Source organism: Sphingosinicella sp. SM1-17, assembly GCF_056821765.1.
The window spans coordinates 3,307,784-3,334,158 of sequence record NZ_JBPDIO010000001.1; the positions used below are offsets into that span (position 1 = coordinate 3,307,784).

Annotated in this window: 18 protein-coding genes; 4 read left to right on the forward strand and 14 right to left on the reverse strand. The window is 64.2% G+C overall.

Features of this window, described 5'->3' with window-relative positions; genetic code table 11:
• Positions 1–169: 169 nt before the first annotated feature.
• Positions 170–3,163, reverse strand: a complete 2,994-nt coding sequence (locus tag ACRYLT_RS16585) for a TonB-dependent receptor domain-containing protein (protein WP_482665186.1) — start codon at positions 3,161–3,163, stop codon at positions 170–172.
• Positions 3,164–3,353: 190 nt separating this feature from the next.
• Here ACRYLT_RS16585 and ACRYLT_RS16590 point away from each other — a divergent pair, with 190 nt between their 5' ends.
• Together ACRYLT_RS16590 and ACRYLT_RS16595 are read left to right on the forward strand one after the other, a co-directional pair.
• Positions 3,354–4,889: an MFS transporter gene (locus ACRYLT_RS16590; RefSeq protein ID WP_482665187.1), complete on the forward strand. Its 1,536-nt coding sequence runs from the start codon at positions 3,354–3,356 to the stop codon at positions 4,887–4,889.
• A complete protein-coding gene (locus tag ACRYLT_RS16595) occupies positions 4,886–5,902 on the forward strand; it encodes a serine hydrolase domain-containing protein (RefSeq protein WP_482665188.1) in 1,017 nt (338 codons plus the stop codon). Before ACRYLT_RS16590 ends, ACRYLT_RS16595 begins: the two co-directional genes overlap by 4 nt.
• On the opposite strand, the gene dacB is transcribed toward ACRYLT_RS16595, so the two are convergent.
• Positions 5,899–7,368 carry a D-alanyl-D-alanine carboxypeptidase/D-alanyl-D-alanine endopeptidase gene (gene dacB, locus ACRYLT_RS16600; RefSeq protein WP_482665189.1) on the reverse strand — a complete coding sequence of 490 codons (1,470 nt, stop codon included), beginning with the start codon at positions 7,366–7,368 and terminating at the stop codon, positions 5,899–5,901. The genes ACRYLT_RS16595 and dacB overlap by 4 nt on opposite strands.
• A 335-nt stretch (positions 7,369–7,703) precedes the next feature.
• Between dacB and ACRYLT_RS16605 the strand changes: the two genes are divergently transcribed.
• Positions 7,704–9,542 carry an amidohydrolase family protein gene (locus ACRYLT_RS16605; RefSeq protein WP_482665190.1) on the forward strand — a complete coding sequence of 613 codons (1,839 nt, stop codon included), beginning with the start codon at positions 7,704–7,706 and terminating at the stop codon, positions 9,540–9,542.
• Positions 9,543–9,547: 5 nt separating this feature from the next.
• On the opposite strand, the gene ACRYLT_RS16610 is transcribed toward ACRYLT_RS16605, so the two are convergent.
• From ACRYLT_RS16610 to ACRYLT_RS16640, 7 genes are all read right to left on the reverse strand, one after another.
• Positions 9,548–10,798: a dicarboxylate/amino acid:cation symporter gene (locus tag ACRYLT_RS16610; RefSeq protein WP_482665191.1), complete on the reverse strand. Its 1,251-nt coding sequence runs from the start codon at positions 10,796–10,798 to the stop codon at positions 9,548–9,550.
• On the reverse strand, positions 10,795–12,354 hold the full coding sequence (locus tag ACRYLT_RS16615) for an N-acyl-D-amino-acid deacylase family protein (protein ID WP_482665192.1): 1,560 nt from the start codon (positions 12,352–12,354) through the stop codon (positions 10,795–10,797). The genes ACRYLT_RS16610 and ACRYLT_RS16615 overlap by 4 nt, the downstream gene beginning before the upstream one ends.
• A complete protein-coding gene (dgcA, locus tag ACRYLT_RS16620) occupies positions 12,351–13,340 on the reverse strand; it encodes an N-acetyl-D-Glu racemase DgcA (RefSeq protein WP_482665193.1) in 990 nt (329 codons plus the stop codon). Before dgcA ends, ACRYLT_RS16615 begins: the two co-directional genes overlap by 4 nt.
• Positions 13,298–14,332, reverse strand: a complete 1,035-nt coding sequence (gene dgcN, locus ACRYLT_RS16625) for an N-acetyltransferase DgcN (protein WP_482665194.1) — start codon at positions 14,330–14,332, stop codon at positions 13,298–13,300. The genes dgcA and dgcN overlap by 43 nt, the downstream gene beginning before the upstream one ends.
• Before the next feature lie 69 nt (positions 14,333–14,401).
• Entirely contained in the window at positions 14,402–15,286 is an 885-nt protein-coding gene (locus ACRYLT_RS16630) for a LysR family transcriptional regulator (RefSeq protein ID WP_482665195.1), read from the reverse strand.
• 71 nt (positions 15,287–15,357) lie between these two features.
• Positions 15,358–17,031, reverse strand: a complete 1,674-nt coding sequence (locus tag ACRYLT_RS16635) for an MFS transporter (RefSeq protein ID WP_482665196.1) — start codon at positions 17,029–17,031, stop codon at positions 15,358–15,360.
• A 461-nt stretch (positions 17,032–17,492) separates the two neighbouring features.
• On the reverse strand, positions 17,493–18,773 hold the full coding sequence (locus ACRYLT_RS16640; protein ID WP_482665197.1) for an Nramp family divalent metal transporter: 1,281 nt from the start codon (positions 18,771–18,773) through the stop codon (positions 17,493–17,495).
• Positions 18,774–18,972: 199 nt separating this feature from the next.
• Here ACRYLT_RS16640 and ACRYLT_RS16645 point away from each other — a divergent pair, with 199 nt between their 5' ends.
• The gene (locus ACRYLT_RS16645) at positions 18,973–19,344 is read left to right on the forward strand and encodes a tRNA-binding protein (protein ID WP_482665198.1); all 372 of its coding nucleotides are present in this window, start codon (positions 18,973–18,975) and stop codon (positions 19,342–19,344) included.
• A gap of 25 nt (positions 19,345–19,369) precedes the next feature.
• Here ACRYLT_RS16645 and ACRYLT_RS16650 read toward each other — a convergent pair whose 3' ends face one another.
• The 5 genes from ACRYLT_RS16650 to ACRYLT_RS16670 form a co-directional block, all read right to left on the reverse strand.
• Complete coding sequence (locus ACRYLT_RS16650; protein WP_482665199.1) at positions 19,370–20,323, reverse strand: L,D-transpeptidase family protein; 954 nt, start codon at positions 20,321–20,323, stop codon at positions 19,370–19,372.
• A gap of 321 nt (positions 20,324–20,644) precedes the next feature.
• Entirely contained in the window at positions 20,645–23,110 is a 2,466-nt protein-coding gene (locus ACRYLT_RS16655; protein ID WP_482665200.1) for an NAD-dependent epimerase/dehydratase family protein, read from the reverse strand.
• Positions 23,111–23,126: 16 nt separating this feature from the next.
• Entirely contained in the window at positions 23,127–24,311 is a 1,185-nt protein-coding gene (locus ACRYLT_RS16660) for an SDR family oxidoreductase (protein WP_482665201.1), read from the reverse strand.
• A 210-nt stretch (positions 24,312–24,521) separates the two neighbouring features.
• Positions 24,522–25,550 (reverse strand): AI-2E family transporter, encoded by a 1,029-nt coding sequence (locus ACRYLT_RS16665; RefSeq protein WP_482665202.1) that lies wholly within the window; start codon positions 25,548–25,550, stop codon positions 24,522–24,524.
• A gap of 50 nt (positions 25,551–25,600) precedes the next feature.
• Complete coding sequence (locus ACRYLT_RS16670; RefSeq protein WP_482665203.1) at positions 25,601–26,041, reverse strand: hypothetical protein; 441 nt, start codon at positions 26,039–26,041, stop codon at positions 25,601–25,603.
• Positions 26,042–26,375: the final 334 nt, after the last annotated feature.

The window sequence follows — 26,375 nt, forward strand, 5'->3', positions numbered from 1 at the left end:
CCCCATATTTTCTGTTGGCGGACCCATAACCTCGCGGGCACTCGGCCAGCTCGCCCCCTGGAGCACCGGTCGAGCGCTGTTGCGCAGTCGAGCGCCGGCGCCGCGGAAGCTTCGCAAAACCTTCAGAAAGATGCCGCGGCTTACCCGGCCGCGGCGTCAGGGCAGGCGGTCAGAATTTGAATTCAGCCTGGAAAGTGAAGGACCGCCCCCGCGGATCGGCTACCCGAGGCTCCCAGGAGCTGCCGCCACCGGTGAAGCTGTCGTAGCTGATCGCGAAGGGCGGATCGGTATCGAAGAGATTCCTTACGCCGACGCCGAAGCGCATTCCCTCGATGCCGGTGAAGCCGACGAAGAGATTGTAGATGATATAGTCGTCAACCCGCTCCACCACGTCGGGACGAGTAACCGATCCGTTCGCGATTCCGGGAAGCTGCTGGTTCTGATATCCGTTGCGAAAGATCTGGGTGAAGGTGACGTTCCAGTCGTCGTTGGTGTAGCTGATGAACGCATTGTGTTTCCAGCGAAGCCCGAGATCGCCGCTGAACGAGAAAACGCCCAGCCGGTTCTCGATCGCAGCTCCCTCCAGGATCTGCTCCGTCTTCTTCAGAAGGTAGGTACCATCGATCCCGGCGAGCAGCCGCCCACCCCAAGCATCGACGCCACCGCGAGCGACAATTTCGATTCCTTCCGTCGTGGAACCGCCCGTGTTGATCCACCTTTGATCGATTTCGAGCAAGGCACCGGTGGCCGGGTCGCGAATGAATCGCTCCTCGAAGAGCTCGTAATTGTCGACGAGCTGACGGAGCGTCAGCACCTGGATGGTATCGTCGCGCCTGATGTTGAAATAGTCGACCGACAGACTGAAGTTGCGCGAGGGCTCGACGACCACTCCGAGGCTCCACATCTCCGCTGTTTCCGGTCCGAGATTGGGATTGCCGCCGTTGATGATGTCGATCGACCGTACGAGATTTTCGCAGCCCGGGACGGCCGGATCAGGACGCGCGCTGGGGCAGGTCGCCGGGTCCGCCAGGTCGTTGCCGGTGTAGAGCGACTCGATCCGGCCGTTGAACAGCTGGTTGAAGGCCGGCACCCGAAAGGCCGTGTTGTAATTGCCTCGGAACATCAGCTCCGGAATGGGCCGGTACTTGAAATTGACCATCGGATTTTCGGTCGTTCCGAAATCGCCATAGTCGTCGATCCGCCCGGCCAGCGTCAGCTCGAAATTGCGGAATAGTGGGATCAGGATTTCGGCATAGGCCGCCTTGATCTCGCGCTCGGCACCCTGGAGGGCATTCTGGTCGTCGAACGGCGCGGCAATGATCACCGGACGGTTCGCCGCTTCCCGCGCATCGCCGTTGAACCGGTATCTCTCGCGGCGATAGTCCACTCCGGCAGCAGCGCGGACCGTTCCGCCCGGCAGATCGAACAAGGGCCCGGAAAACGAGGCGTCGCCCTGAAGCACGGAATAGCGGCCGCCGTAGAGGATCACGCCTTCGGCGGACACGGCATCGAGAGCGGCAAGGGCTTGCGGGGTCTGCGACTGACCCGGCAGCAGGAACGGGTTGATGATGCCGCTGTTGAGCAGGCCGATCAGGCCGCGCCGCGTCGCACCGGGCGCGAGTGGAGCATTCGGGTCATCAGCGCCAGTCGCCGTCGTGCCCCGATAATAATAGCCGGAGCCAAGCTGCGATTGGGACTCGCTGACGGCATAGGAGACGCCACTCCGATAATCCCAGCTTCCGAACAACGGACCATCGATGCCAAAGGCATAACGTGCGGTTTCCGTCTCGGTCGTGATTTCGCGGCGGCCACATTCGATGCAACGCCAGCGATAGGCGAAGCCGTCCGGATCCCTGGCAGCCAGTTCGGGAAAGGCGGCGATCAGCCGCTGGTACACGATGTCCCACCCCGGCGCTCCTACGGGATGCTCGTAGCGCTGGGTCGTGGTGTTGGGCGTGATCTGGACGTTCGAGAATCGCTTCGCTGCCGCCGCGTCGGATCCCGTTGCCTCGAGGCTGATTTCATGTTCGCCCAGCCGGACGACGCCGCGTGCGAGCCAGGTAAGCGTTTCCAGCGGCTGCTGAAGCACGGCCGCGCGTCCGGTGTCCCAGGCACAGGCCAGAGCGGCATTGGGAGTCGCCCAAAGCTGATTGTCATAAGGCCCCTGCCCCGGGATCGAACCGCAGCCCTCGCCGCCAGGCAGGTCGAGAATGTTGATTCCGCCCCCTGCTCGGGTCGTAGTTCCGGGGATAAGGGGAGTTTCGCCTGCATTTGCGAAGAAGGTCCCCGCAAGCGGAAAGATCGTGGCGTGCGGCGTGCCGCGCGTGTCGGGCGACAGCCCGCGCTCGGGCTGGAAGGTGTTCACGAAATCGCGCTGATCGCCACGCAGTTCGGGGACGTCGCTATAGCTGATCGCGGCCATCACGTTGAAGCCGTCCGAACTCAGATCGCCATAGCCGGCGATCCCGGAAACTCGATAAACCGTATGGTCGCCCTCTTCCGCGACATCGGTGAAGCCCTGGACTCCGAAGCCCTGATAATCGTTGCGAAGGATGAAGTTGATCACGCCGCCGATCGCATCGGTGCCGTAGATGGCGGACGCGCCTTCTTTCAGCACCTCGACCCGCTCGATGGCCGAAAAGGGGATCTGGTTGACGTCGACGGCAGAGCCTTGCAGCCCGTGCGCGGCCACTCGTCGGCCGTTCAGCAGAACCAGGGTCGCGCCGGAGCCCTGGCCGCGCAGGTTGGCGAAGGAAGCGCCGTTATTACCCCGCTGTTGGCCGGAAACTACGTCGGCGTTGCTCGCCAGATTGTCGGCCCCGGTGCCGTTGGTCGTCAGATAGGCGATAAGCTGCTCGGGATTGGAAATGCCGTTCCGCTCGATCTCCTGCGTCGTGATGATCTGAAGCGGCAGGGCGCTGTCGTTGGGATCCCGGCGGATTCGCGAACCCGTGACGAGGATGTTCTCGCCACTGGCCTGATCGGCACTCGTACTTCTGACCGTCGCTCCCTGATCGGGGAGTTCTGCGCCGGATGGTGTGCTGTCGGGCTGGGTCGTCGATTCGGGATCCGTGACCTGCGCTGACGCCGGCAGAGCACAGGCGAGCGTGATGAAAGCGGTTCCCGAGAATAGAAACGCTCTGAATGGCGTGGCAGCAAGCATCCTATGTCCCCCTAGGCGTGAGCCGTTGGGCATTAAGTAACAAGATTTTGACCAGCGGCCATAGTTTCTGTTGGCGGGGCCATAACCTCCCGCCATTCTGGCGGTGAATGAGCAGGCTTCGTGACTCTATGGCCACAGTTGACGAGCCATGGCCGCGCCCGCGATCCTGGCTGATCGCGAAGGGGGCAGGATGGCAACGACAGCAGTAACCGAGAGTGCCGCGGCGGCCCCGCTCGTCGTGCCGAGGGGGATCGGCCGGCAGGCACTGTATATCATGCTCGGCTTTTCGGCCGGCCTTCCCTTCTACATGTTCTCGACGGTGCTTTCGCTGAGGCTCCAGGCCCATGAAGTGGGCCTCGTCATTATCGGCTTTTTCGCCTGGGTTCAGCTTCTGCCGACCTTCAAGTTCCTGTGGGCGCCGCTGCTCGACCGGTACGAGGTTCCGGGCTTCGGCCGTTTCTGGGGCAAGCGACGGGGCTGGATCATGCTTTCCCAGCTCGGCATCTTCACTTCGATGGCGACGATGGGTCTCACCTCCTCGGATCAGAATCTCGGCATCACCGCCTTGTTCGCCGTGCTTCTCGCCTTCTGGACGACGACACTTGAAGTCGCCGCCGACGCTTGGCGCATCGAACTCGCTCCAACTCAGGAGGAGCAGGGGCCGATCGCCGCCGCCAATCTTTGGGGCTATCGGACAGCAATGGTCGCGGCAGGCAGCGGCGCTCTCCTCATCGCCGACATGCCGGGCTGGGGCTGGACGGGTGCCTATCTGGCGATCGCCGCCGCCGTCTTCCTGCCTTTCCCGCTGCTTGCGGCGATGCGGCCGGACCCGAACCGTGGCGGCAGCCGTAGCGTCGCGCTGGCGACGGGGCTTCTCGCAAGCCTGATCATCCTTTCCGCGCTAACGGCTGTGACGGCGGGCATCGGCTGGCTCCTGCTGAGCGGGGCCTCCGGTCTCGGCCTCAACGGGCAGTCCAATGTGACTCCCTATGTGCTCGCCATCTGCATGGTGCCGTTCCTGGTCATGGCGGCGGCCCTCCCCCGGATCCGGGACCTGCCCCCGACGGCGCCGGCCCGCCGTTCGGTCGCTCTTGGGCCCTATGTTGACTTCTTCTGGCGCTACGGCTTCCTCGCGCTGGCGCTGATGGCGTTCGTTTCCATCTACCGAATGGGCGACGTTCTGGCTCTGAACCTCTCGAAGCCGATGATCCGCGAGCTGGGCTATTCGCTGACCGAGATCGGACTCGCCGACAGTTACGTCGCTCTGATCTCCAGCATCGTCGGAGTCGGGATCGGCGGCCTGATGGCGGCACGCTGGCCGCTCGCCCGAACCCTCGCGATCGGTGCGATCTTTGCCGCGATCGGCAATTTCGGCTTCGTCTGGCTTGCTCACCAGCCGACAGACGGAACGGCTCTCTATGTCGCGACTGCCGCCGACCAGTTCGGCAACGGCATGGCCGGGGCGATCTTCGTCGTCTACCTGTCGATGCTCGTCAACCCGCGCTTCCCGGGAGCGCAATATGCCTTTCTCTCCGGTTTCGCCTTCCTGCTGCCGCGGCTGCTTTCCGGGGCCGGCGGTGGGATGGTCGAAGCGTTCGACCGCGCCGGTTATAATGGCTTCGATCTCTTTTTCATTCTTTCCGGCGTGCTGAGCCTCGCCGCCATCCTGTTCCTGCCGGTCATTGCCCGCGCCCGGCCGCGCGCGCCAGACGATCTGCCCGAATGATGGAGGAAATCGTCGAGCGCGCCTTCGCCCCCGCACAGCAAGCGATCGAGCAAGGCCGAATACCCGGCGCTGCGCTAGGGATTGTCGCTTCGGACGGGCGGCGTGCCGTCCGCCGGGCGGGAATGGCCGCGCTTGTGCCCGATCCCGAGCCGCTGACCGACGACCATTGGTTCGACCTGGCTTCGGTGTCCAAGGTGATCGCCACGACGACGATGGTCCTCACCCTGGCCGAACAAAAGCGGATCGATCTCGACCGACCGCTCACCGACGCCATTCCGGATCTCCGCCAATATGAGCTCGACACTGCGCCCGAACGGAAGCTGACCTTCCGTGACTGTCTCGCTCATCGATCCTTCCTTCCGGCAGTGGAGCCGATCTACACCTATGGCGACGATCCGGCGCGCCTTCGCGCCTTCGTTCTGCAGCGCTCGTGGCGCCATGGCCCGCCGGTCTATTCCGACATCAATTTCATCCTGCTCGGAATCGCGATTGAGCGAGTCACCGGAGCGAGCCTCGCGGATTGGCCGCTCGGCCCAGGCTTGAGCTTCGGTCCTCCGCCGGGCCCGGCTGTCGCCACCGAAGCCTGCAGCTGGCGCGGGCGCGTCCTGAAGGGCGAGGTCCATGACGAAAATGCCTGGGCACTTGGCGGCGCGCCCGGTCATGCGGGATTGTTCGGAACGGTGGCAGGTGTGCTCGATTTCGCGGCCGGGCTGCTGGACGGCAGCGGCGCTTCGCCCTTTCTGCTCCAGGCCATCAGGACTCCGGTGCACGAACATCGCACCTGCGGTTGGGAGCGGCGCTTCGTCGGCTGGCCAGGCGGTGATTCCTGCTCCAACGAAACGATAGGCCACACCGGATTTACCGGGACCGGGCTTTGGGTCGACTTCGATCGAGGCCTTGCCTGGACTCTTCTTTCGAACCGCGTTCACCCGACCCGGCACCAGGACTCCGGGATAATGGAGTTGCGCCGGTCAACTGGCGACGCCGTCATCCGGTCCTGGGATTCGGCTTAAAACGCTTCCGCAATTCGAACGAGAGTCGAATCCATGATCGCCGTGGCGCTGGCGGCTTCCGGAACATCGTTGGCGTAGAAGGAGAAGATCAGGGTGCGACCGCTGCGAGCGACCATGTAACCGGACAAGGCATTGGTCGCATTGAGAGAGCCCGTCTTGGCGAAAAGCCGCCCTTCCAGCGGGGTGCCGCGGAACCGGTTCCCGAGCGTCCCGTCCCGCCCTGCGACGGGAAAGGTCGACCGCCATTCTTCTCCCCAGGGCTGGGCGGCCGCCCAGCGCAGGAAGGTGGCCATCGCCCGAGGTGACTGCCGGTTGTAGGTGGACATTCCCGAGCCATCCGACTGATCCCAGCCGGTTCGCGGTACACCGGCGCGTTCGAGCATGCTGGCGATCGCGGCGACTCCGTCCTCGATCGAACCGGATCCGCGAACCAGACCGATCCGGCGAAGCATCAGTTCGGAATGGAGATTCTGGCTTACCTTGTTGATCACGGTCAGATCCTCGGCAAGCGGACCGGGGACAACCCGCGCAAGGACCTCCGGTTCCGGCGGACGTGGCGCCGGGGCGCCGTTGCGTCGTTCCGGGTCGTCACTTGGCATGAACGGACGGTGTCGGGCCTCCACCCGTCCGGCAACCCTGACCCCTCGCTCCTCCAGGAGGGTCTTCAAGCGCCAGGCGGCGAAATGGGCTGGATCGTCGACGCCGAGGCGAAGCCGCTGCGGTTCGGCTCCCGCCATGATCGTCCCGGTCAAGATGACGACATGGCTGCCCGGAATCCGGTCGAAGCGCAGCTCGGTCGACCCAGCCGCGACCGTCACCGCGCGATTGTCGACGCTGTAATAGGGCAGCAGTTCCAGGGTGGGCTGTCGTCCCACCGCGCCCGGCGAAACCACTATCGTCAGCTCGTTATCGTCGAGGGTGAGCGCCGAAATCGCCGTGCCGTACCGGCTGGAAATGTTGTTCCAGCTCATCCCCGGGCTCCAGCGCTGGTCCGGAAACAAGGTGTCGTCACCAATGACGTTGCCGACCACTCGCGTCCTTGCAGCCACTGCATCGGCCAAGCTAGCCAGGCAGTTGGACAAGCAATCGGCAGCGCTCGACAATCGGGCATCGCCATGACCACGAAGCACCACGTCCGGAGCCCCGGGGCGGTTCCGGTCCAGCCGGACCGCCGCCCCGCCCGCGGTATCAGGCCGGTCCAAATCCGACAGGGAATCGTAGGCCGCGGCTGTCGTGAGCAGCTTGGTGTTCGAGGCGGGGATGAATCGCCCCTCCGGGTTGATCGCGACGATCTCTTGTCCGTCCTCGGTGGCAACGACCAGACCGAAGCGGGTTCCTGCCCTGGCTGCGGCAAGTTCCGATTCAACTTTCTGCTGAAGCGAGTCCTCGAAAGCCAGAACTGGCGCAGTGGCGGCCATCGCTAGCGTCAGGATCGTGATCCGCAGGCCCTGTCCGAGAATTTGCATCGCTCGACCCTAGGGCACTTCGCGCCGGGAGCAAGCCAGGCAGGGTCATTCAGAGCGTTGCCGCCGCTATAACGCCGGCGCATTCGTCTCCCCATCCGGGTTGCGCCGACCCTGTCAGGGCTTCAACGAGGAGCCATGGCATGGCGCAAGCTCGCGGGTCCGCCTCGGCGACCATCCCAGAACCCGGCCTTGTTGCTGCTCGTGGCGCAATCGGCGGTTTCCGGAGCACCGGTCGGGCAAACGCCGCCGCCAAGAAGCGGCGCCTGCCGGAACGCCGCACTGCTCGATGAGGGCACCGGCTTGAAGATCTGGCGACAAGAGTGGAGCGGCCGAGGATGAACTGGACGAAATGTGCGACCCTCATTCTGGCGCTGCTCTGTCTCGGGGCATCGCCCGACGGCGGCGTTCTGATCCGCGGCGCCCGGATCTTCGACGGCACCGGATCGCCGGCATCGGTCGGTGACGTCCTGATCCGGGGCGAGCGCATCGCCGCGGTCGCGCCGCGACTTGCGGTGCCTCGCGGGGCGCGAGTGGTGAGCGGGCGAGGGATGACTCTGATCCCGGGTCTGCACGACCTGCACACCCATCTGCGCGCGCCCGGCTTTGGAGGGCCGGAAGATCTCGGCAAGGCCTATGCCGGCCACCTCCTCCACGGAGTCACCACGGCGAACGACTTCTCCGTGACGGGCGAAATGCTGGCGCCCATCCGCGACATGACCCGAACGGGCGCGCTTGCAGCGCCGAACCTCAGACTCGCCATTCGCCTCGGTGTTCCCGGCGGTCACGGGACCGAATATGGCTGGGGCGACTCCTTCACTCTGGAGGCAGCGACTCCGCGGGCCGCGCAGATCGCGATGGCCCGTGCGCTTTCCTATCGGCCGGATGTCATCAAGGTGTTTGCCGACGGGTGGCGATACGGCCGCACGCCGGACCTCAACAGCATGAACGAGCCCACTCTCCGGGCGATCGTCGACAGCGCCCACGCTGCCGGAATTCCGGTGATCACCCACACCGTGACCCTGGAAGGCGCCAAGCTCGCCGCGAGGGCCGGCGTGGACGCGCTCGGGCACGGCATCGGCGACTCGCTCGTTGACGAGGAACTGATCCGGCTGATGCGCACCAACGGGACCGCTTATGTGCCGACGATGGTGGTCTACCAACCGCAGCAGAACCGCACCTTCGCGCCAGCCGAGTGGCGGAAGTTGCGGGCGCCCGAACGGGCGCGCGAGGAGGCGCGGATGGCCGGCGCGCCCGAGTCGATCCCGGACCTCGAAACGCGGCGGTGGGCGGTCCTGCAGGAGAACCTGCGAAGGCTGAAGGCCGGCGGCATTCGAATCGGCATCGGCACCGACGCGGGCATAGGCGGAGTCTATCAGGGATCGTCGGCCATCCGCGAGATACGCCTGATGACGGAGCTGGGCTTCACGCCCGCCGAAGCCCTGGCGGCCGCGACGAGCGTGAGCGCGGGAATTCTTCGGCAGAGCGAGGATCAAGGGCGGATTGCGCCCGGACAGAGGGCCGACTTGGTCCTGATTGGCGGTCGCCCCGACGAGCGGATCGAGCATCTGTACGATGTCCGTCATCTGTTCGTCTCAGGCCGCGAGATCCCGCTTCCGCAGCTTCGGCGACTCGTCGAGTCGGAGGAGCTATCGCCGCTGCCGGTCCACAGGATGGCCGGGCCGATCGATACCGGCAGTGGACCGAACGGCCGGACCGATCTTGGAACGCTACCGGTCGGAACTCATGAACCCGGCGCCGACCATAGTCATCTGCATCATCTTCGACGAAGCGACGCGCCGGAACGCCTGTTCCTGTTCGCCCGAATGGGCGCAGCTCCGCAACCCTATGCCAACCTGGTTCTCCCGCTCACGCCCGGTGCCGTTCACCTTGCCGATGCAAGTGGCTTCACCGGCATCGCTTTCACGACCCGAGGCGCCGGGCGCTACGCCCTTCTGCTCGAAAGCTACGGAATCGATCCCCGGCAGGCGTTCCGGACCCATTTCGCCGCGGACGAATCCCTTCGGGAAGTCCGAATCCCGTTTGCGGAGCTGCAGAGCCCGAATGCCGAGGCGAGGCTGAACCTCGCCCAGCTTCGCGCTCTTGTGTTCCGGCTTGAAGGCGAACCTGGCGGGCAGGCTTCGCTCGAGATCGGAAATATCCGCTTCTACCGCTGAGGTCGTCAGGCGTTCGGACCGGAACGAAGTGCTTCCGGATCGAGCTCGCCTTCCCAGCGTGCAACCGTTGTCGTCACCGTCAGGTTCGCGCTTGCGCTCGGAACGGTTCGGGTCATGTCGAGCAGGCGATCGAAAGGGAGAACGAAGCCGACGATCAATGCGGTCTGCTCGGGCGGCACGCCCACAGCTGAAAGCACGGCGGCGAGCATGAACAGCGACGCTGATGGAACCGGCGCGGTTCCGAAGGCGGCCAGCGCGCCCGTGAGCAGGACAAGGCCGTAGACGGTAGGCGACAAGGGAACGCCGAGCGCCTGGAGGCTGAACATGCTGAGCAGCCCGACATACATCGCCGTTCCGTCCTTGCCGATGCTGGCGCCGAGCGGGAGAACGGTCGAATAGACTGACCGCCCGATCCCGATATTTCTTTCCGCCACCCGCATCGCCACCGGCAGGGTTGCCGAACTGGAGGCGGTGGAAAAGGCCACGGCCAGGGCATCGATGATTGCTCGGAAGAAGCGCACGACCGGCACCCGCGCGACGAGCCGAAGCAACAGGCTGTGGACCAGCAGGATCTGGATGGCGGAGCCGATCACGACGGCGAGCGCCAGCCAGCCGACATTGGCGAAAACAGCGGCCCCGTTTGCCGCCACGGCGTTGGCGATCAGAGCGAAAACCCCAAAGGGAGTCGCCTCCATGACGATGCCGACGATCCTGAGAAGCACCGCCGTCGCCGACTGAAGCAGCCCGGCGAGCGGCCGCCCTGCCTCGCCCGCGGCAAGAGTTCCGATCCCCAGGAGGATTGCAACGAAGATGATCGCCAGCATGTCGCCTTTGGCGAGGGCCTCGAAGATATTCACCGGGATGATCCCGACGAGCTGCTCGTAAGGCGTGGGAGGCTCGCCGAGAGCCTGGGGGGCGGCTGTTCCGAGCGGCGCCCCCTCCCCTGGCCGGATCAGGCTCGCCACGGCCATTCCCACCGATACGGCGATCGCCGTCGTGACCGCGAAAAGGCCAATGGTTCGCCCGCCGAGCGAGCCGATCCGCTTCGGGTCGCCCAGCGCGGTGATGCCGGCGGCGATCGTCACCAGCACGATCGGCACGACCAGCATCCGGATCGCACGGACGAACAGATCGCCGAGGAACTGCACCGCGGGCGTGGCCTCGGGCCAAAGCATGGCAAAGACGAGGCCGAGCGCCAGCGCTCCAAGCACCCGTTTCCAGAGCGGGATCGCGAACCAGCCCCGCAACAGACTCATTGACAGGTTCCGGACGGTGGCCGGTGCGCCAGCCCTCGTCCCGCCGCGGCGCCGGTCAGGTTCCCGTCGTCGACGGCGGGAACGCCGTTGACGAAAACGGCCCTGACGCCGGTTGCGAGCAGCGTCGGCTCCTCATAGGTGGCGCGCGCCGCATAGGCATTCGGGTCGAACAGGACGATGTCGGCGAACGTACCCGGCCGCAGCCGGCCGCGGTCGCTCAGGCCGAAAGTGTCGGCGGGCAAAGCCGTACTGCGCTCGATGAATTCGCGCAGGGTCAGCACACGGCGGCGAACCACATATTCGGCATATTTGCGAGCGAAGCTGCCATAGGCCCGAGGGTGGCCGGTAGATGCGTCGGATCCCGTCATCACCCAAGGGCGGCTCATGAAGGCAGCGATGTCCTCCTCCGTCTGATTGAACGAGGCTACGGAGGGGTCTTGGATCCGGATGACGGCGATCGCCGAGCTGATCGCGTCCATCCCCTGAGCTTCGGCGACCTGAGCCAGAGTCCGGCCGCGATACCGTCCTTGAGTGATCAGGAGCGAGGCACTCCCTCCCCGGCGACGGAGGTTTTCGGCCATGTCCGCGCGCAGACGCTCGGTCAGGGAGGAGTCGTCGAACCGCTGGAGAAGGGCCGAACGGCCGCCGTCCTGTGCCCAGCGCGGCACCAAAGCGGCGGCCAGGCTCGTTCCCGAAGCGGACCAGGGATATTGGTCGGCCGTGATCCGGTGCCCAGACCGGCGCGCCTCCTCTATCCTGGCGATGATCGCTGGGGCCTGTCCGTGGACGTCGACTCCGAGTGCCTTGATGTGAGATATATTGAGGGGAAGGCCTCCTGCCGTTCCGATGGCGATCGCCTCGTCCACGGCCGCAGCCAGTCCGATCGAATAGCTCGATTCATCGCGAATGTGGGTGTCATAGACTCCGCCGCGGATCCCGGCCTCGCGGGCGAGAGCCACCACCTCCCCGGTGGAAGCGAAACTCTGAGGCGCGTAGAAGAGTCCGCTGGAAAGCCCGAGAGCGCCGCTGCACATGGCGCTCGCCACAACCCGTCTCATCCGCTCGAGCTCGTCCTGTGTCGGCGGCCGGTCGGCCTCGCCGACGACCTGCCGCCGAACCTCTCCGAAGCCGACGAAGGCGGCGTAGTTGATCCCGACCGGCCTGGTTCGGGCGCTTCCCAGCACCGAGGCGACATCGGGATCGCCGCCGCCGTCATTGCCGATGAAAGCCGTGGTCACGCCCTGCATCAGAAAGGCAGGAATGAGCCGGATCCGGGGATCCTCGTCGGCAAGCTGGGCGCCGATATGCGAATGCGGATCGATGAAGCCCGGAGCGACAATCAGGCCGCGCGCGTCGAGCACCCGGCGCGCCGAGAACGGAAGTCTACGGCCCACTGCCCGGATCCGGTCTCCGGAGACCGCTACATCGCCGACGAAAGGCGCGTCCGACCCGGTGTAAACGGTTCCGCCACGGATGATGAGGTCGACCTGCTCCGGGGGTGATGCACCTCCCAAGGCCGCCACCGCGAACAGCAGCGCCACCAGTCTTACGTTCATATCGTTCCCCAGAAACCGGCGGCCGGCGGATGGATCAGGCCGCCTTCCATCGCGATACCGCCGGGTCGATCCTCCAGGAGCCAGACGGGACCGTCAAGATCGACGAAATCCGACATGATGGCGAGGTGGAGAGCCGGAGCGATCGACAAGGAAGAGCTCACCATGCAACCCGTCATGAGTCCCAATCCGCGAGCGCGTGCAGCCGCCGCGAGCTCCAGAGCGGCCGTCAGCCCGCCGGCCTTGTCGAGCTTCACGTTGACCGCCTGATAGCGGCGCGCCACCACCTCCAGGTCAGCCGCGACATGCACGGCCTCGTCAGCGCAGATCGGAACGGCTGGCGTGAACCCCTCGAGCCACTCGTCCGCCCCGGCCGGAAGGGGCTGCTCCAGCAGCGACGCCCTGGCCTCGACGAGGACCGGCTGAACAGCCTTCAGGACGTCCGGGTTCCAGCTTTCGTTGGGATCGACGATCAAATCGGGTTTCGGCGCAGCGGCTCTCACGGCGCGGATCTGCTCCGCCGGCGCGATGGCATCGACCTTCACTTTCAGCACGGGGGCGTCGGCAAGAGCGGCGGCAGCCGAGGCCATCCCCTCGGGCGAGTCGATCACGATCGTCAGTGCGCTTGCGACGGAGCGAAGGGCCTGCCCGTCGATAAGGTTGGCCACGTCCCGGCCGGAACGACGGGCCTCCAGATCCCACAAGGCGCAATCGAGCGCATTTCGCGCTGCGCCCGCCGGCAGCACTTCCAATAGTTCTTCACGTCCCCAACCCCGCTCGACCAGCGGCCGAACCTGCTCGATTGCGGCAAGGGCGCTCGCGACCGTTTCACCGTAACGAGGATAAGGGACGGCCTCGCCACGGCCACTTACACCATCCTGGGTGACCGTGACCGTCACCACGTCCGCCGCCGTTTTCACGCCCCGGGAGATCCGGAACGGCCGGCTTAGAGGGAAGCGATCGTGCTGCGCGCTGAGGGTTCGGAACATAGCAACCGGTCGAGAATGGCATCCACGCCAAAGGCCACCGGGTCGGTACAGGGAAGGCCCAGCCGATCCTCGGTGTCCGCACAAACCCGGCGAGCGACGCCCGGATCGAGGTTCGAGGTGTTGAAGCAGATGCCGACGGCTCGAACCTGCGGGCTGGTCAGCCTCGCCGCTTCGAGATTGGCTTCAAGACACTCGGCCAGTCCAGGGAGCGGCCGCCCGGCAATTCCGCGCATGTGCGGTCTTCCAGGCTCGTGGCAAAGGACGAGCGCTTCGGGCTGAGCCCCGTGAAGCAGCCCCAGCGATACGCCGGCAAAGGAGGGATGGAAGAGCGATCCCTGCCCTTCGATAATGTCCCAGCCATCGTCCTCACGGGCCGGGGTGAGCTGTTCGATTGCGCCGGAAATGAAATCGGCGACCACGGCATCCACGGCAACGCCGTCGCCGGCGATCAGAATGCCGGTCTGCCCGGTCGCCCTGAAATCGGCTGCAACTCCGCGCCTTCGAAGCCCCTCCACGAGGACGATCGACGCATACATCTTTCCGACGGAGCAGTCGGTACCGACCGTGAGAAGACGATGGCCGCGCCTTTCATAGCCCTTCCCTACCGAGAGATTGGCCGGCGGATCGCGCACGTCGAAAAGACTGAGGCCGCGCTCCCGAGCGAGCGCGGCCAGTCGCGGCTCGTCCCGGAGTCGCTGGTGGAGCCCGGAAGCGACGCTCATCCCGGCTTCGAGAGCCGCAGCCGCATCATCGACAAGCTCGGTGCCGAGCCTTCCCCCCGCTCCGGCAATCCCCAGGATCAGCGTCCGAGCGCCGGCGGCCGCGGCCTCGCGCATTCCCAACCGCGGCAGGCCCAGAGTTAACGGGCAATCGTCGTGGCGGAATTCGCCGATGCAGTCGGAGCGGCGGAACTCGGCCACGCCACGCGAAGTCTTGATGCCCAGCACATCGGCGCTGTGACCAAGATAAAGGAGGAAAGGCGACGGGATCATCTTCGATCAGCCTAGCCATTGGCCTGGCGACCGGCGCATATTCATGAAGCGGGCCGCCATAGCCGTTCGCTATGGAGTATCCAGCACTTGCTTCATGGTCTTCAGAAACTCGGTTGCGAGCGCTCCGAGCGGACGGTTGATAAGGAACATGGCGTGGATATCGAAGGTGATACGCGGTTTCAGTGGCCGCATCGCCAGCCCCGGAGCGAGACAGGCCTGGGCAGTGAAGCTGTCGATCACCGTCATTCCGACCCCTTGCCGGACCAGTGCGCCGGCAATGTAGAAGGTTCGAGCCGAAACCACTTCGTCCAACTCGAGTCCAAGCCGGTCCAGTTCGTCCGTGAAGATCCGGCCCGTCGGGCCGCTCGCAGCGAGGCTGATGAAGCGCTGCCCTTGCAGGCGCTGAAGCTCGATCCCCGAAGGCGCATCGGGCATGTCCTGCTCCCGATAGAGGACCACCAGTTCACCTTCGCCGAGCCAGCGCTGAGCGATCGGCGCCGCCGGGGGCACCTGATAGGCGATGGCGATATCCGTCTCGCGCTCATGCAGCTTGCGCAGCAAATCGTCGTGATGGACCGTCTGCAGATCGAACTTCACATTGTCGTGGGTCCGCAGGAAACGAGACACCGCCGTCGGAATGGCATCAAGTGCGAGCGAGGGCAAAGCGGAGATCCGCAGGGTTCCCCCGGCACCTCGACGGAGATTTCGACCGGCCTCGCGCAACGCATGAACACGATCCTGAATCTCCCGCACCTCCTCAAACAAGGTATGAGCATCCTCGGTCGGTACGAGGCCGCCATTGGTCCGCTGGAAGAGTTGGAAGCCAAGCAGGCTCTCCGCATGGCGAAGCATCTTGGACACGGACGGCTGGGAGACGTTGAGCGCTCTCGCGGCGGCACTTACCGATCCGTTGACGTAAACGGCGTGAAAGATCTCGATGTGGCGGAGGTTCATTCGACGACACTTTCAGTTTTTCCGGAGGTCCGCAATGGAGCGGCCGAACATGCTCATCGGTGGCGGGCGGACTATTCAGCGATGTCGCGGCTGCGAGTCTCGGGCAGGAAGAGCAGCCCGATGACAACCGTCAGCAGGGCAACGGCGACCGGATACCAGAGACCGAAATAGATGTCGCCGCTGGCCGCGACCATGGCAAAGGCTGTGGTTGGAAGGAAACCACCGAACCATCCGTTGCCGACGTGATAAGGGAGCGACATGGACGTGTAGCGGATCCGAGCCGGAAACAGCTCGACCAGCATGGCCGCGATCGGACCGTAGACCATCGTTACGTAGAGGACGAGGATAGTAAGAATAAGCACGACCATCGGCCGGTCGATCGCCCCGGGATCGGCGCTGTCCGGATAGCCGACCGCCGTCAGCGCCGATTGCGCCTCCTGCTGAAAAGACGCGATCGCCGCCGCGCGTTCCGGCCCTGAAAGGATGCGGGGATCGGGGACCTCTACCTCCCTCTCGCCAATGCGCATCCGCGCCGCCGCGCCTCGGGGCGCCGCCACATTCTGATAGGAAACGCCGGCTCGCGCGAGGTAGGATTTGGCAATGTCACAGCTCCGGGCGTCGAACCGGTTCCGGCCGATCGGATCGAACTGGACGGAGCAGTCTTGCGGATCGGCGATGACCGCGACCGGAGCGGTCGCCTGTGCGGCGTACAAGGCGGGGTTGGCCGCTTTCGACAAGGCATGGAACAGGGGAAAATAGGTCAGGGCCGCGAGCAGACAGCCGGTGAGAATGATCGGTTTTCGTCCAATCCGATCCGAAAGCCAGCCGAAGAGGATGAAGAAGGGAGTGCCGATCGCCAACGCTATGGCGATGAGGATGTTCGCCGTGGCGCCATCCACCTTCATCATCCGCTCAAGGAAGAACAATGCGTAGAACTGTCCCGTGTACCAGACCACGGCCTGGCCGGCGACGGCGCCGAACAGGGCGATCAGGACCAGCTTCGCATTTCCCCAGCGGCCGAACGCTTCGGTGAGTGGCGCCTTCGAGGTGGTGCCCTCCGCCTTCATTCGGCGGAATACGGGGCTTTCGGCGAGCTGAAGCCTGATCCACAGCGAAACGGCAAGCAGGCCCAGCGAGATCAGGAAAGGCAGCCGCCAGCCCCAATCCGCGAAGGCTTCCTCGCCCAGCGCGGTTCGGATCCCGATGACCACCAGCAGAGCGGCGAACAAACCGAGCGTCGCCGTGGTCTGAATGAAGCTGGTATAGAGTCCGCGTCTGCCGTTAGGCGCGTGCTCGGCCACGTAGGTCGCGGCGCCGCCATATTCGCCCCCAAGGGCCAGCCCCTGGACCAGGCGCAGGAGAAGAAGGAGGATCGGCGCCGCCACTCCGATCGAGGCATAGCTCGGCAGGAGTCCAACGCAGAAGGTCGACAGGCCCATCAGCCCCATCGTGACGAGGAAGGTGTTCTTGCGCCCGACCAGGTCGCCGATCCTGCCGAAGAGGACCGCGCCGAACGGACGAACGGCAAAACCCGCGGCGAAAGCCGCGAGCGCGAAGATGAAGCCGGTGGTCTCGTTGACGCCCGAGAAAAACTGCGCGGAGATGACGGAAGCGAGCAATCCGTAGAGGTAGAAATCGTACCACTCGAAGACCGTCCCGAGCGAGGAAGCGGTAATGACCAGCTTCTCGCTCTGCCTCTCCGGAAGCTGGTCCGAGGGCAGCTGCGCCCGCTCGATTTCCGTCATAAACCCCTCCCGGTGACGAGTACGGTTCGGGGCTTCGCCCCGCCGCCTTTTCATTTTGGCGATCTTTCTTTCGGGCCAGCGGATGTGCGTCAATCCTGAAAGAGCGGCGTAGCAGCCCGGCAACACCCGCCGAAGATTCCGCTCCCGAAGCGATCCGGACAGTGTCGTTCCCGCCCAAACTGAACTAGATTCCTGATTGTATGTCAGCGACTTGCTTCTTTGGCTTCCACCGACCGTCACTTACTTCGATCGCCAAGCGCCCGTTCGGTCTCGCCGGCCTGTGCCAAGGCTGCGGAAGGCCGATGACTCGGCGCGAAGGAGGGAAATGGGAGCTCGCCGACCCGCTCGACCAGCCGCTCAAGTCTTGAAATGAGGGCCCGCGACAGGCGAGAGCGGATTAGCGTCAGCCATCTCGACCGGCACCAGGAGCTCCCAGACCAGGCTATCGTTCGGCGATTCTGCTAGGAGGCGAGGAATGACCAGATCTGCTGCACGCACAGCACCAGGAACAGCAACGCCGAGGCCGAGAGCACGAGGTTGGACAACCAGCCGTTGCGGTGCTCGGTCGCGACTCGGTTGGAGTTCAGCAGAAGCAGCAGCGTGGCGGCGAGAAAGGGCATGAAGAAGGCTCCAACCACGCCGTAGATGATGACGAGCAGGAAGGGCTGTTCGAAGAAGAGCAGCAGCATGGGCGGAAAGGTGAGCCAGAGCAGATAGGCTCGGAACGGCCATTTTCGCTCGGGATGCTCGCTCCTCTCCTTGCGGCCGCGAACATGTTCGACGAAGTCGGAAAAGAGCAGGCTTACGCCGTGCCAGACGCCGAACAGCGACGACAAAGCGGTCGCAGCGAAGCCGACGAGAAAGGCGATCGCCACCGGGCGGCCGAAGCGCTCCTCGAGCACGTCGCTGAGGTTGAGCAATCCCCGATCGTTGGCGGCGAGCGCGATCTGGGCGCTGTGAAGCAGCTCCGCGCCGACAATCAGCATCGCGACCACGAAGATTCCGGTGACGGTGTAGGCGGTATAATTGTCGAGCCGCATCATCGGGATCCAGGCCGGACCCCGCCATCCCTTGGTGTTCACCCAATAGCCGTAGGCGGCCGTGGTGATCGTGCCGCCAACGCCGCCGATCAGGCCAAGCGTGTAGAAGACCGAGCCCTCCGGAAGCGACGGCACCAGGCCGCCCAGGACGTCCCCAAGTCCCGGCGCAACAAGGATGGCGAGCCCGGTGATCACCACGAACATCAGAGCGACAAGGAACTTCATGACGCGCTCGAATGTCTCGTAGCGATTGAGCGCGACGAACAGGAAGCTGGCGACACCGGCGATCACGGCCCAGGCGGGCAGCGGCAGAATCGGGAACAAGGCGGCAAGTGGCAGAGCGGTCGCGCTCATTGCCGTCGCGCCATAGATGAATCCCCAGATGAGGATGTAGATCCCGAAATACCAGCTCGTCCAGGCGCCGAGCGATCGCCAGCCTTCGAAGATGGTCGACTCGGTGGCGAGATGGTAGCGCGCAGCGCCCTCGGAAAGGGCGATCTTGACGATGCAGCCGAGGACGGCCGCCCACATCAATGCGTAGCCGAACCGCGAACCGGCAATCAGGGTGGCAACGAGATCGCCGGCGCCCACGCCGGTCGCCGCGGCAACGATACCCGGCCCGATGAGCTTCCAGCGCCCGGAGCGCGGTGGAACCGTCGGTTCGTTCAGCTCCTCATCCCGGGATCCCTGCACTTCCGACACTGCCACCCCCTCAGCCAAGTCAGGACGCCCCGACAACTCGTGGTCGCCGAAGCGGCTCCATGTCCTTCGATTTCTACTGCCGAGCCTTCCCCTTGGCCATCCGCTTGTCTCGTTGGCAGCGATCCGCGACCGGTGCAAAGACTTGCGGCGAAGAAACCCTATCGGGTAGCGAGCGCCCGTCGAAATTCGGGGACACGCCATGCATCTTCGCCACGACCCCAGCGCTCCGGCCAGCGAGCCGATCGCCTTCGAGCAGTTTCTGGCGGTCGATATCCGCGTCGGTCGGATCATCGCCGCCGAGCCCTTCCCGGAGGCGCGGAAGCCCGCGCTGAAGCTCAGCATCGACTTCGGCCCGGTCATCGGCGTCAAACGATCGTCGGCCCAGATCACGGAGCATTATGCACCGGAAACTCTGGTCGGCCGGATGGTGACGGCCGTGGTCAATTTCCCGCCTCGGCAGATCGGACCCTTCATGTCGGAGGTGCTCACTCTCGGCTTTCCCGACGAGAATGGGGCAGTAGTCCTCGTCGTGCCGGACAAGGAGGTTCCGATCGGAGGGCGTCTATTCTAGGTCCGGACCCTTCAAGCCTGATCACTCAGCTTTCGAGGAATCGAACCCGCGTTCCCTCGCGCACCGCCGTCGCCAGCTCGCGCGCATCCCAGTTGGTAAGCCGGACGCAGCCATGGCTCGACGTCTTCCCGATCAGCCGAGGTTCCGGAGTCCCATGGATGCCATAGCCTTCGCGGCTGAGATCGATCCAGATCGTGCCCACTGGGTTGTTGGGTCCCGGCGCGATCGTCACTCGCCTGTCCGGTCCCCAGTCCCTGCCGGACGGGTCGAAGTAATAAGCGGGATATGTGGCGACGGCCCTCACTTCCATGGTCCCGCTCGGAGAAGGAAAAGTGCTGCTTCCGATCGTCGCAGGATAGGTCGCCACCAACTCGCCATCCTCGGAGTAGGCACGAAGCACAGCCGAACCCTTGTCCACTTCGATCCGAGTCACAGGTGTCGCAAGCTCGTCCCCACCGGCATCCACCACCAGGATCCTCTCGCCTGCTCTGGTCAGGTCAACGTCGGGATTGAGAGCTCGAAGAAGGCCGGCCGACATGTGGAACTTCTCAGCCAGAGCCTCTACCGCTCCCTCGAAGCCAAGGCGATCGAGCTGTGCCTGCCTTGCCATTCCCTGCGGCACCGATCGAAACGGGCCCGCCACATCCTCCTGCTTGATGACATATTCCCGAACGATTTCATCGGGATGCGCCTCGGCAAGTCGCCGGAGCAGGTCGTTGTCGAGTTCCCCGTCGACCGTTAGCCCCTGAGCGCGCTCGAACGCAGCTACGGCACGTCGCGTGTTCGCTCCCATAACCGCGTCGATCACTCCCGGCGAATGGCGGGCACGGTCAAGCAGCACCTGGGCGACCAGGACCTGCTGATCGCGCGGCTCGGCCAGAGCTTCGGCGGGTATCGCTCCGAGCCGCTCAGAAGGGCTTTCTACACCCTGAGCCGCAGACGGCGCCGGAAGTAGAGCGAGGGCCGCCGCGATCCCCACGGCCGAAGCCCTTTGCCAGCAAGATGGCCGATCCCATACTCGATGACTGGGAATTCCGTCCCCCGATAGACTAGAAATGTTGAGGCTCGACTTGCTCACCTGTTTGGACACTTGAGATCTCCTGGGCTCCGGACAGCCGAGACGGTCCAGGACTGTCCTGTCCGCGCGGGACATCGGTCAGGGAGAATTGACGCGGCTGCCATCCGGTGAATGCGGCGCTGCGTTGCCGCACATTCTCTTTTGAAATCAATGATAGAGGACGGTGATGGTTCCGCCGGACCTTGCCTGGCGGAGTGCTGCGCGGCAGTCGTCGCAAGCGCTTCAGGAGATCAACCTGCTCCACCCGCCGTAGCGGCCATGGATCGGCCCGCGACGCAGGCAGAGGATGATCAGAAGAATGCCGCAGACCAGGCTTGCAGCCGTTGAAACCGAACTAGCGCCAAGGATGAACGGCATTGCGACGAGCGCTCCGCCGAGAGGGATCAGGAGATAGCGAACCGGACGCGCTACCTCGGCGGCCGCGACAGAAACGACCGTGAGCACAAGCGAGCCGATCAGATGGTCGAAATCGGCGATCACGCCTTCCGCCCCCAGAGTCACCCGAGTGAAAAGCAGCCAGAGTCCGACGAGAACGCACAAGCCGAGGTTCCACGGCAGGTTAACGCCCCCGGAAATCATCTCGCGCAGCACCGCACCTGGCGCAGAATCGAACTCGCTGGCCCCATCCCCGTCGTTCGCGCGGTCGTCCGTGTCGCCGAGGAACAGGACTCGGAGCCAATTTCGACCGGCTCTCGCCCGGCGACGAACGAACTGGAGCGATGCGAGCAGCTCGTCGAGAGAATATGGTATCTGCACGAGAATGGCAGCCGCTCCAATCAGCGCGATCAGGCTCCAGGTGCCAATGACGATCGGCTGAATGATGATGAACAGGATCGAGACGACTCCGAGCGGCGCAATCAGGATACCGAACAGGATCACCAGCCAAGGCATGGTTCGCCAACGCCGGGTGGAGCCGATTATGCCGGTGACGATCTCGAGTGCGTAGACATATCCCCCGAGCGCTGCGTCGGAGACGGGAAACGCCTCTGACACATGAGAGGTGACAATCTCCTCCGTACCGTTTTGCGGATCGGATAGTTTTCCGGCGAAGAACGGATCCCAAACGTCCGGGATGTAGCCGAGCTGGTAGGCGGCAAGGTAGCGCGAGACGTAGAGACCGACCAGCGCAAGAGCGATAATCGGCAAACGTTGAGTCCAGGTCGACGGGTTGTAGCTCCAGCCCGGAGGTCGTTCGGGACCTGACATGGCAGCAATCGCGGATACCCCCGGGTCGGGTTTGCTAGCGAAGGCGAGGCCGAAGACGAGCATGCCTACCAGGGTCGAGGAGAGATAGTCAGCCGCGCTGTCGGACCAGAAGATGAATGGCAGCGCCATTGTCGCGATGCCGATCCCGGCGCAGACCCAGCGCGCCCACCGCAAGCGCCAGGAGAGAGAGAGGGCCGCGAACAGCATGAGCCCCGCCCCGAGCACGACCTCCAGACCGGCGAGCCAGCGGCTATCGACGCCGACGATCGGTGGCTGGATCAACAGCCAACTGCCAAGCGCGATGTTCACCATGTGCGCCCAGCGCCAGCTGCGATGTTCGTGGCGAAGCTGACCTTCGTGACGCTGACGCAACTCGCCAGGATGGAAGCCGAGCCGAGCCGCTTCCTCGACCCATTCCGGCGGTGTGATTCGGTTGCGCTGGTACCAGTCCAGAGGATCTCGCTTCAGGTCTTGAACGAGCGCGGGCAGAGTCGTTTCAAGCCGGTGGACCGGATGCCAGCCGAGCAGCTCACCTGCACGGGTAATGTCCAGGGCGTAATGATCATCCGCCATCCGCACCATGAACGGTTTGACAAAGGGTTCTTCCCCCTTGTCGATCGAATCCGGGATCACGGGCTCCAACTTACCCAGAGCTGCCGACCCGACGGCCGCCAACGGTTTCGGCACTCGGATCGTCGGCCAGTCCTCGTCGCCATGAACCAGACGGCCGATCCGGTCCTGCAGCGCATCATAGCCTATTGCGCCGGGCTCGCCGATGAGAAGCGCGGTTTGTCCCGGGAGGCGATCGCGCCGGTCGACGGTTCGACGGAAGGCATCGATCATGTCTTGGCGATGGACCAATGACTGACCGACATCGGGCGATCCGGAATAGACATAACTCTGCAGGTCTCGCTCGAATATCCGGGCGATCTGTTGAGTAAGAGTGGGTACCGCCGACTGCTCATCATAGACGCCGGCCAGCCGCAGGATCACAACTGGAGTATCGCGGGCCTCTTCCTGCACGACCGCCTCGGCGCGAGCCTTGGACCGCGGGTATATCCAACGCGGTCCGATTGGCCACTGCTCGTCGATCCGCTCGCCCGGGCGACACGGCGCATGGACGAGCATTGTGCTCGCATAAACGAATTGGCCGACGGAGAAGTCACGAAGACACCGGAGCAGCAGCCGAGTCCCCTCGACGTTCAGCTTCTCATAGAGTGGATGATCCTCGCCGGTGAAATCGAAATAGGCGGCAAGGTGCAGCACGCTTGCGATCCGCGCTCCGAACCGCTCCCGAACCTGAGCGAGCGCTTCTCGAAGCGATTGCTCCGAGGTGAGATCCGCCTCGAACAGCGGAAAATCCGCCTCGCCCTTCAGGTCTAACCCGACCACCTCGTAACCCTCCGACAAAGCGGAAGCGAGGGAGCGGCCGAGATTGCCGGCCGCTCCGGTGATCAGCACGAGGGGCTTGGAATGGGTCACGCGAACAGGTGCCGGCTTACGCCCTCTCCTTCTCCGTCTGCGCGGCCTTCTGCGAGCCCTGCGCCTGCGGCCTCAGCAGAAACCCGGTAACGGCCGCACCGGCCGCACCAACCGCGGCGGCCGTTGCGAGCGTTTTCAGCGGCCTCGTCTTGAACGTGGTGTAGAGACTACCTTTGACGATATAGTCTTCTTGATCGCCGTAGAGTTCACCCGAACTGCCCGGCCGGTCGAACCCTCCAAGATGTTCGCGCGGTCGCCGATTCGCGTCTTTTGCCGTTACGAAGAACAAGCGCGAATAGAGCCTGTCCGTCAGACGAGGAAATAGTCGCGAGGCACCTGTCATGAGTCGGCCGGCACCGCCAACAATGACATCGCGCGTGGAATGTTCGGCCGCGTGGCATATTGCCTGAGCGACGACCTCCGGAGCATAAACGGGAGGCGGAACTTTGGAAGCCGCATCCATATAGTTCCTGGCATGGACACCGAACGGTGTGTGAATACCGCTCGGCTGGATCAGGGTCACGGAAACTGGCGCATCGTCGTGCATCAGTTCAAGCCTGAGCGAGTCGGTGAAGCCCTTCACCGCAAACTTGGAAGCGGTGTATGCGGACAGGATCGGAGCCGGCATCTCGGAGGAGATGGAGCCGGTGTTGATCAGCGCGCCGCCATGCTCGCGCAAGTGCCTGAGCGCCTCGGTGGAACCATAGACCACGCCCCAATAATTGGTCTTGAACATCCGCTCATGGTCCTCGTCGGAGAGCTCATCGAGCTTGGCATAGGCCCCGACGCCGGCGTTGTTGACCCAAGTGTCAAACCCGCCATGACGTGCGATGACCGTGTCTACCGCTCGGCGAACTTGGTCCCGCTCGCCAACATCCGCGACGACATAGTCGGCCTTGCCGCCCTCGCCGCGGATTTGCTCGCAAATCTCGCGCATGCCGTCTTCATCTCGGGCGACGATGACAACGTTCGCACCCCGTGCCGCCGCCATTTTGGCCGTTGCCAAGCCTATTCCCGACGAGCCTCCGGTGATGACGAATGTCTGATCGCGCAAAGGCTTGAGTTTCATAGCATCGCTCCTGTCGGTATTTGGGGGAAGCGTCTGGACGCCTGCTCTGCTAACGGGTCGTTCGATCCATCGTTCCGAGCCAGGGGGAGTTTTCCAAGCTTCCACGAAGCCGCCGACGTCGGAAGTGGTCATCCTGGTTATAGTCGAGCAGCCGATTGCATCTCAGAGCCAGGAAACCAATCCCGCCGGTGGCGACAGGCACTGAAACGAGGCTCATTGCCGCCAAGCGGAGGTCGAGGCAGTCCGGTGGCTGATGCCATCCGACTTGGCATGCTGACGCGCCGGACTGGCGGCGCCAAGCGGGAGCAGTTTCGACCTGTTCCGGTCTACTTGGCTCATGGCTCAATCTGCACGGACATGAGCTTGAAGAGCCTCCAAGTCGCTGTCCCCGCTCAGGAACAGAGCGATCGGCTGGAGTGACGGGACGTGGGCGAAGAGTATCGTAATCAGAACCGTCATCGGAACGGCAACCACGGCACCGGCAATGCCCCAGGTCCAGCCCCACACCAGGAGAGAAAGCAGCACGACGAGGGGTGATATCGATAGTTGCCGTCCCATCAGCTTCGGGTCCACGAAATTGCCCATCACCTGTTCGATCACCAGCAGCCCCGCACCAATCCCGAGCGCCGTGCCGAGGTCCATCGTCGCAAGTGCGAAGAGAAATGGCAAAACTCCGGCGATGAGCGAGCCCACAGTTGGGATGAAATTGAGAAGAAACGCGAGCATTCCCCAGACGAGCAGCAGCGGCATCCCGAACAGCGCCAGCCATCCCGCATACAGGATCCCGGTGATCGATCCGAGAGCAAGTCGAGTGACGAAGTAGCGGCGAAAACGCTGTCCGACGGCCCTGGCGGATTCCGCCCATTGGCGGCCTTCCACGCCGCCGGAGACCGCCATCAGCTTGGCATGCCACTGCCGCCCCTCGGTCAACATCAGGAGGACCAGAAAGAGGATCAGGACCAGTCCCGCCAGCGTGTTCCAGAGACTTCCCAGGAAGCCGAGGGCTTGGGACCGGAAGGTGCTAAGGACGCCGTTCGTCGATTGCTCGCCACCGGTCAGTCGATCTATTCCAACGGACGCGGCGAGCTGTTGCAGCTTCGGAACCACTTGCCCGGCGCCGCTTGCGACCTGTTGACCGGCCAGCCCGATACCCGTGACGAACAAGGCAAGAAGAGCAATCACGACCAACAGGGCGGCGACATAGCCTAACCAGTCCAGCCACGGAGGAACCCGTTCCTGTACCCAGCGGCACACCGGCCAGATCGAGAGGGCGATAAAGAGGGACAGAGCAAACGGCAATGTTACCATGACGCTGGCACGAAGCAGCCACAGGAGAGCAACAACAGCGACGATGGCAAGCAGCCATTTCACCGTCCTACCCCGTCCGGGGGTCCCATGTCTTTCTGAAAGCCCAGGGTCGCTCATGCGTCCGAATTCCCATCGGGGGCGATCGAACCCGCTTCCTCGCGATCGTTGCCGCAGGCGCGAAGGAAGCTGTCGACCGCGCGCGCGCCCGATCCCTCGGTCGGCAGGCGGATCGATTCCGGACCCCAGCGCACCATCAAAGGTAGGCCGCGGCGCAAGCTATGAATTGGCTCGGCCTGAAGGGACAGGACCGCTTCAGCGGCCAGGCCGCCAAGCTGCGACCTGGAAAGGCGTATTGGGACGACCTGTCGGACTCGCGGAGTAGAGAAGACCAGCTGCCGAGGCCGCACTCGCGCAACCATTTCCGGACGGACGAGAGTAACGACCGCATTGTCTTCACCGTCAGGACAACGGATCATGATCGTGACGTTGTCGCTGTTGGGCTGGCCGTGGGTGAGTTTGGGTCCCGCAGAAGTTGAACTATATCCCCATTCCATGAATGGCGCTTCGCCCGCTCGAGCCGGGGCGGTGCGATCCGACTCGCGTGGGGCTTTCTCTGCGGACGGCGATCCTGCGCCGAAAGCAGCCGTTCCGTTCTTCGGCTCTGCCGGATCACTGCCGACGGACGAATTGCAGGCGACCGTACTTGCAACAAGCGCGCTTGCGCAGAGGGCGAAGGTCCGATCGATGGTCGGCGGAAGGCGGCTATCCGGGCGCCAGGCAGCGGCAGGCTTCTCGCGATCGGCCGTTCCGACCGCCGATGTAAGGCAGCTCTGAGCGAACCCTTCCATCTAGCTCTCCTCCTTGCCGCCGAGGCCACTCCCCATTGCC

Coding starts and splice junctions, on each gene's coding strand:
- ACRYLT_RS16585 (WP_482665186.1), bottom strand. CDS start 3,163: ATGCTTGCTGCCACGCCATTCAGAGCGTTTCTATTCTCGGGAACCGCT.
- ACRYLT_RS16590 (WP_482665187.1), top strand. CDS start 3,354: ATGGCAACGACAGCAGTAACCGAGAGTGCCGCGGCGGCCCCGCTCGTC.
- ACRYLT_RS16595 (WP_482665188.1), top strand. CDS start 4,886: ATGATGGAGGAAATCGTCGAGCGCGCCTTCGCCCCCGCACAGCAAGCG.
- dacB (WP_482665189.1), bottom strand. CDS start 7,368: ATGCAAATTCTCGGACAGGGCCTGCGGATCACGATCCTGACGCTAGCG.
- ACRYLT_RS16605 (WP_482665190.1), top strand. CDS start 7,704: ATGAACTGGACGAAATGTGCGACCCTCATTCTGGCGCTGCTCTGTCTC.
- ACRYLT_RS16610 (WP_482665191.1), bottom strand. CDS start 10,798: ATGAGTCTGTTGCGGGGCTGGTTCGCGATCCCGCTCTGGAAACGGGTG.
- ACRYLT_RS16615 (WP_482665192.1), bottom strand. CDS start 12,354: ATGAACGTAAGACTGGTGGCGCTGCTGTTCGCGGTGGCGGCCTTGGGA.
- dgcA (WP_482665193.1), bottom strand. CDS start 13,340: ATGTTCCGAACCCTCAGCGCGCAGCACGATCGCTTCCCTCTAAGCCGG.
- dgcN (WP_482665194.1), bottom strand. CDS start 14,332: ATGATCCCGTCGCCTTTCCTCCTTTATCTTGGTCACAGCGCCGATGTG.
- ACRYLT_RS16630 (WP_482665195.1), bottom strand. CDS start 15,286: ATGAACCTCCGCCACATCGAGATCTTTCACGCCGTTTACGTCAACGGA.
- ACRYLT_RS16635 (WP_482665196.1), bottom strand. CDS start 17,031: ATGACGGAAATCGAGCGGGCGCAGCTGCCCTCGGACCAGCTTCCGGAG.
- ACRYLT_RS16645 (WP_482665198.1), top strand. CDS start 18,973: ATGCATCTTCGCCACGACCCCAGCGCTCCGGCCAGCGAGCCGATCGCC.
- ACRYLT_RS16660 (WP_482665201.1), bottom strand. CDS start 24,311: ATGACCACTTCCGACGTCGGCGGCTTCGTGGAAGCTTGGAAAACTCCC.
- ACRYLT_RS16670 (WP_482665203.1), bottom strand. CDS start 26,041: ATGGAATGGGGATATAGTTCAACTTCTGCGGGACCCAAACTCACCCAC.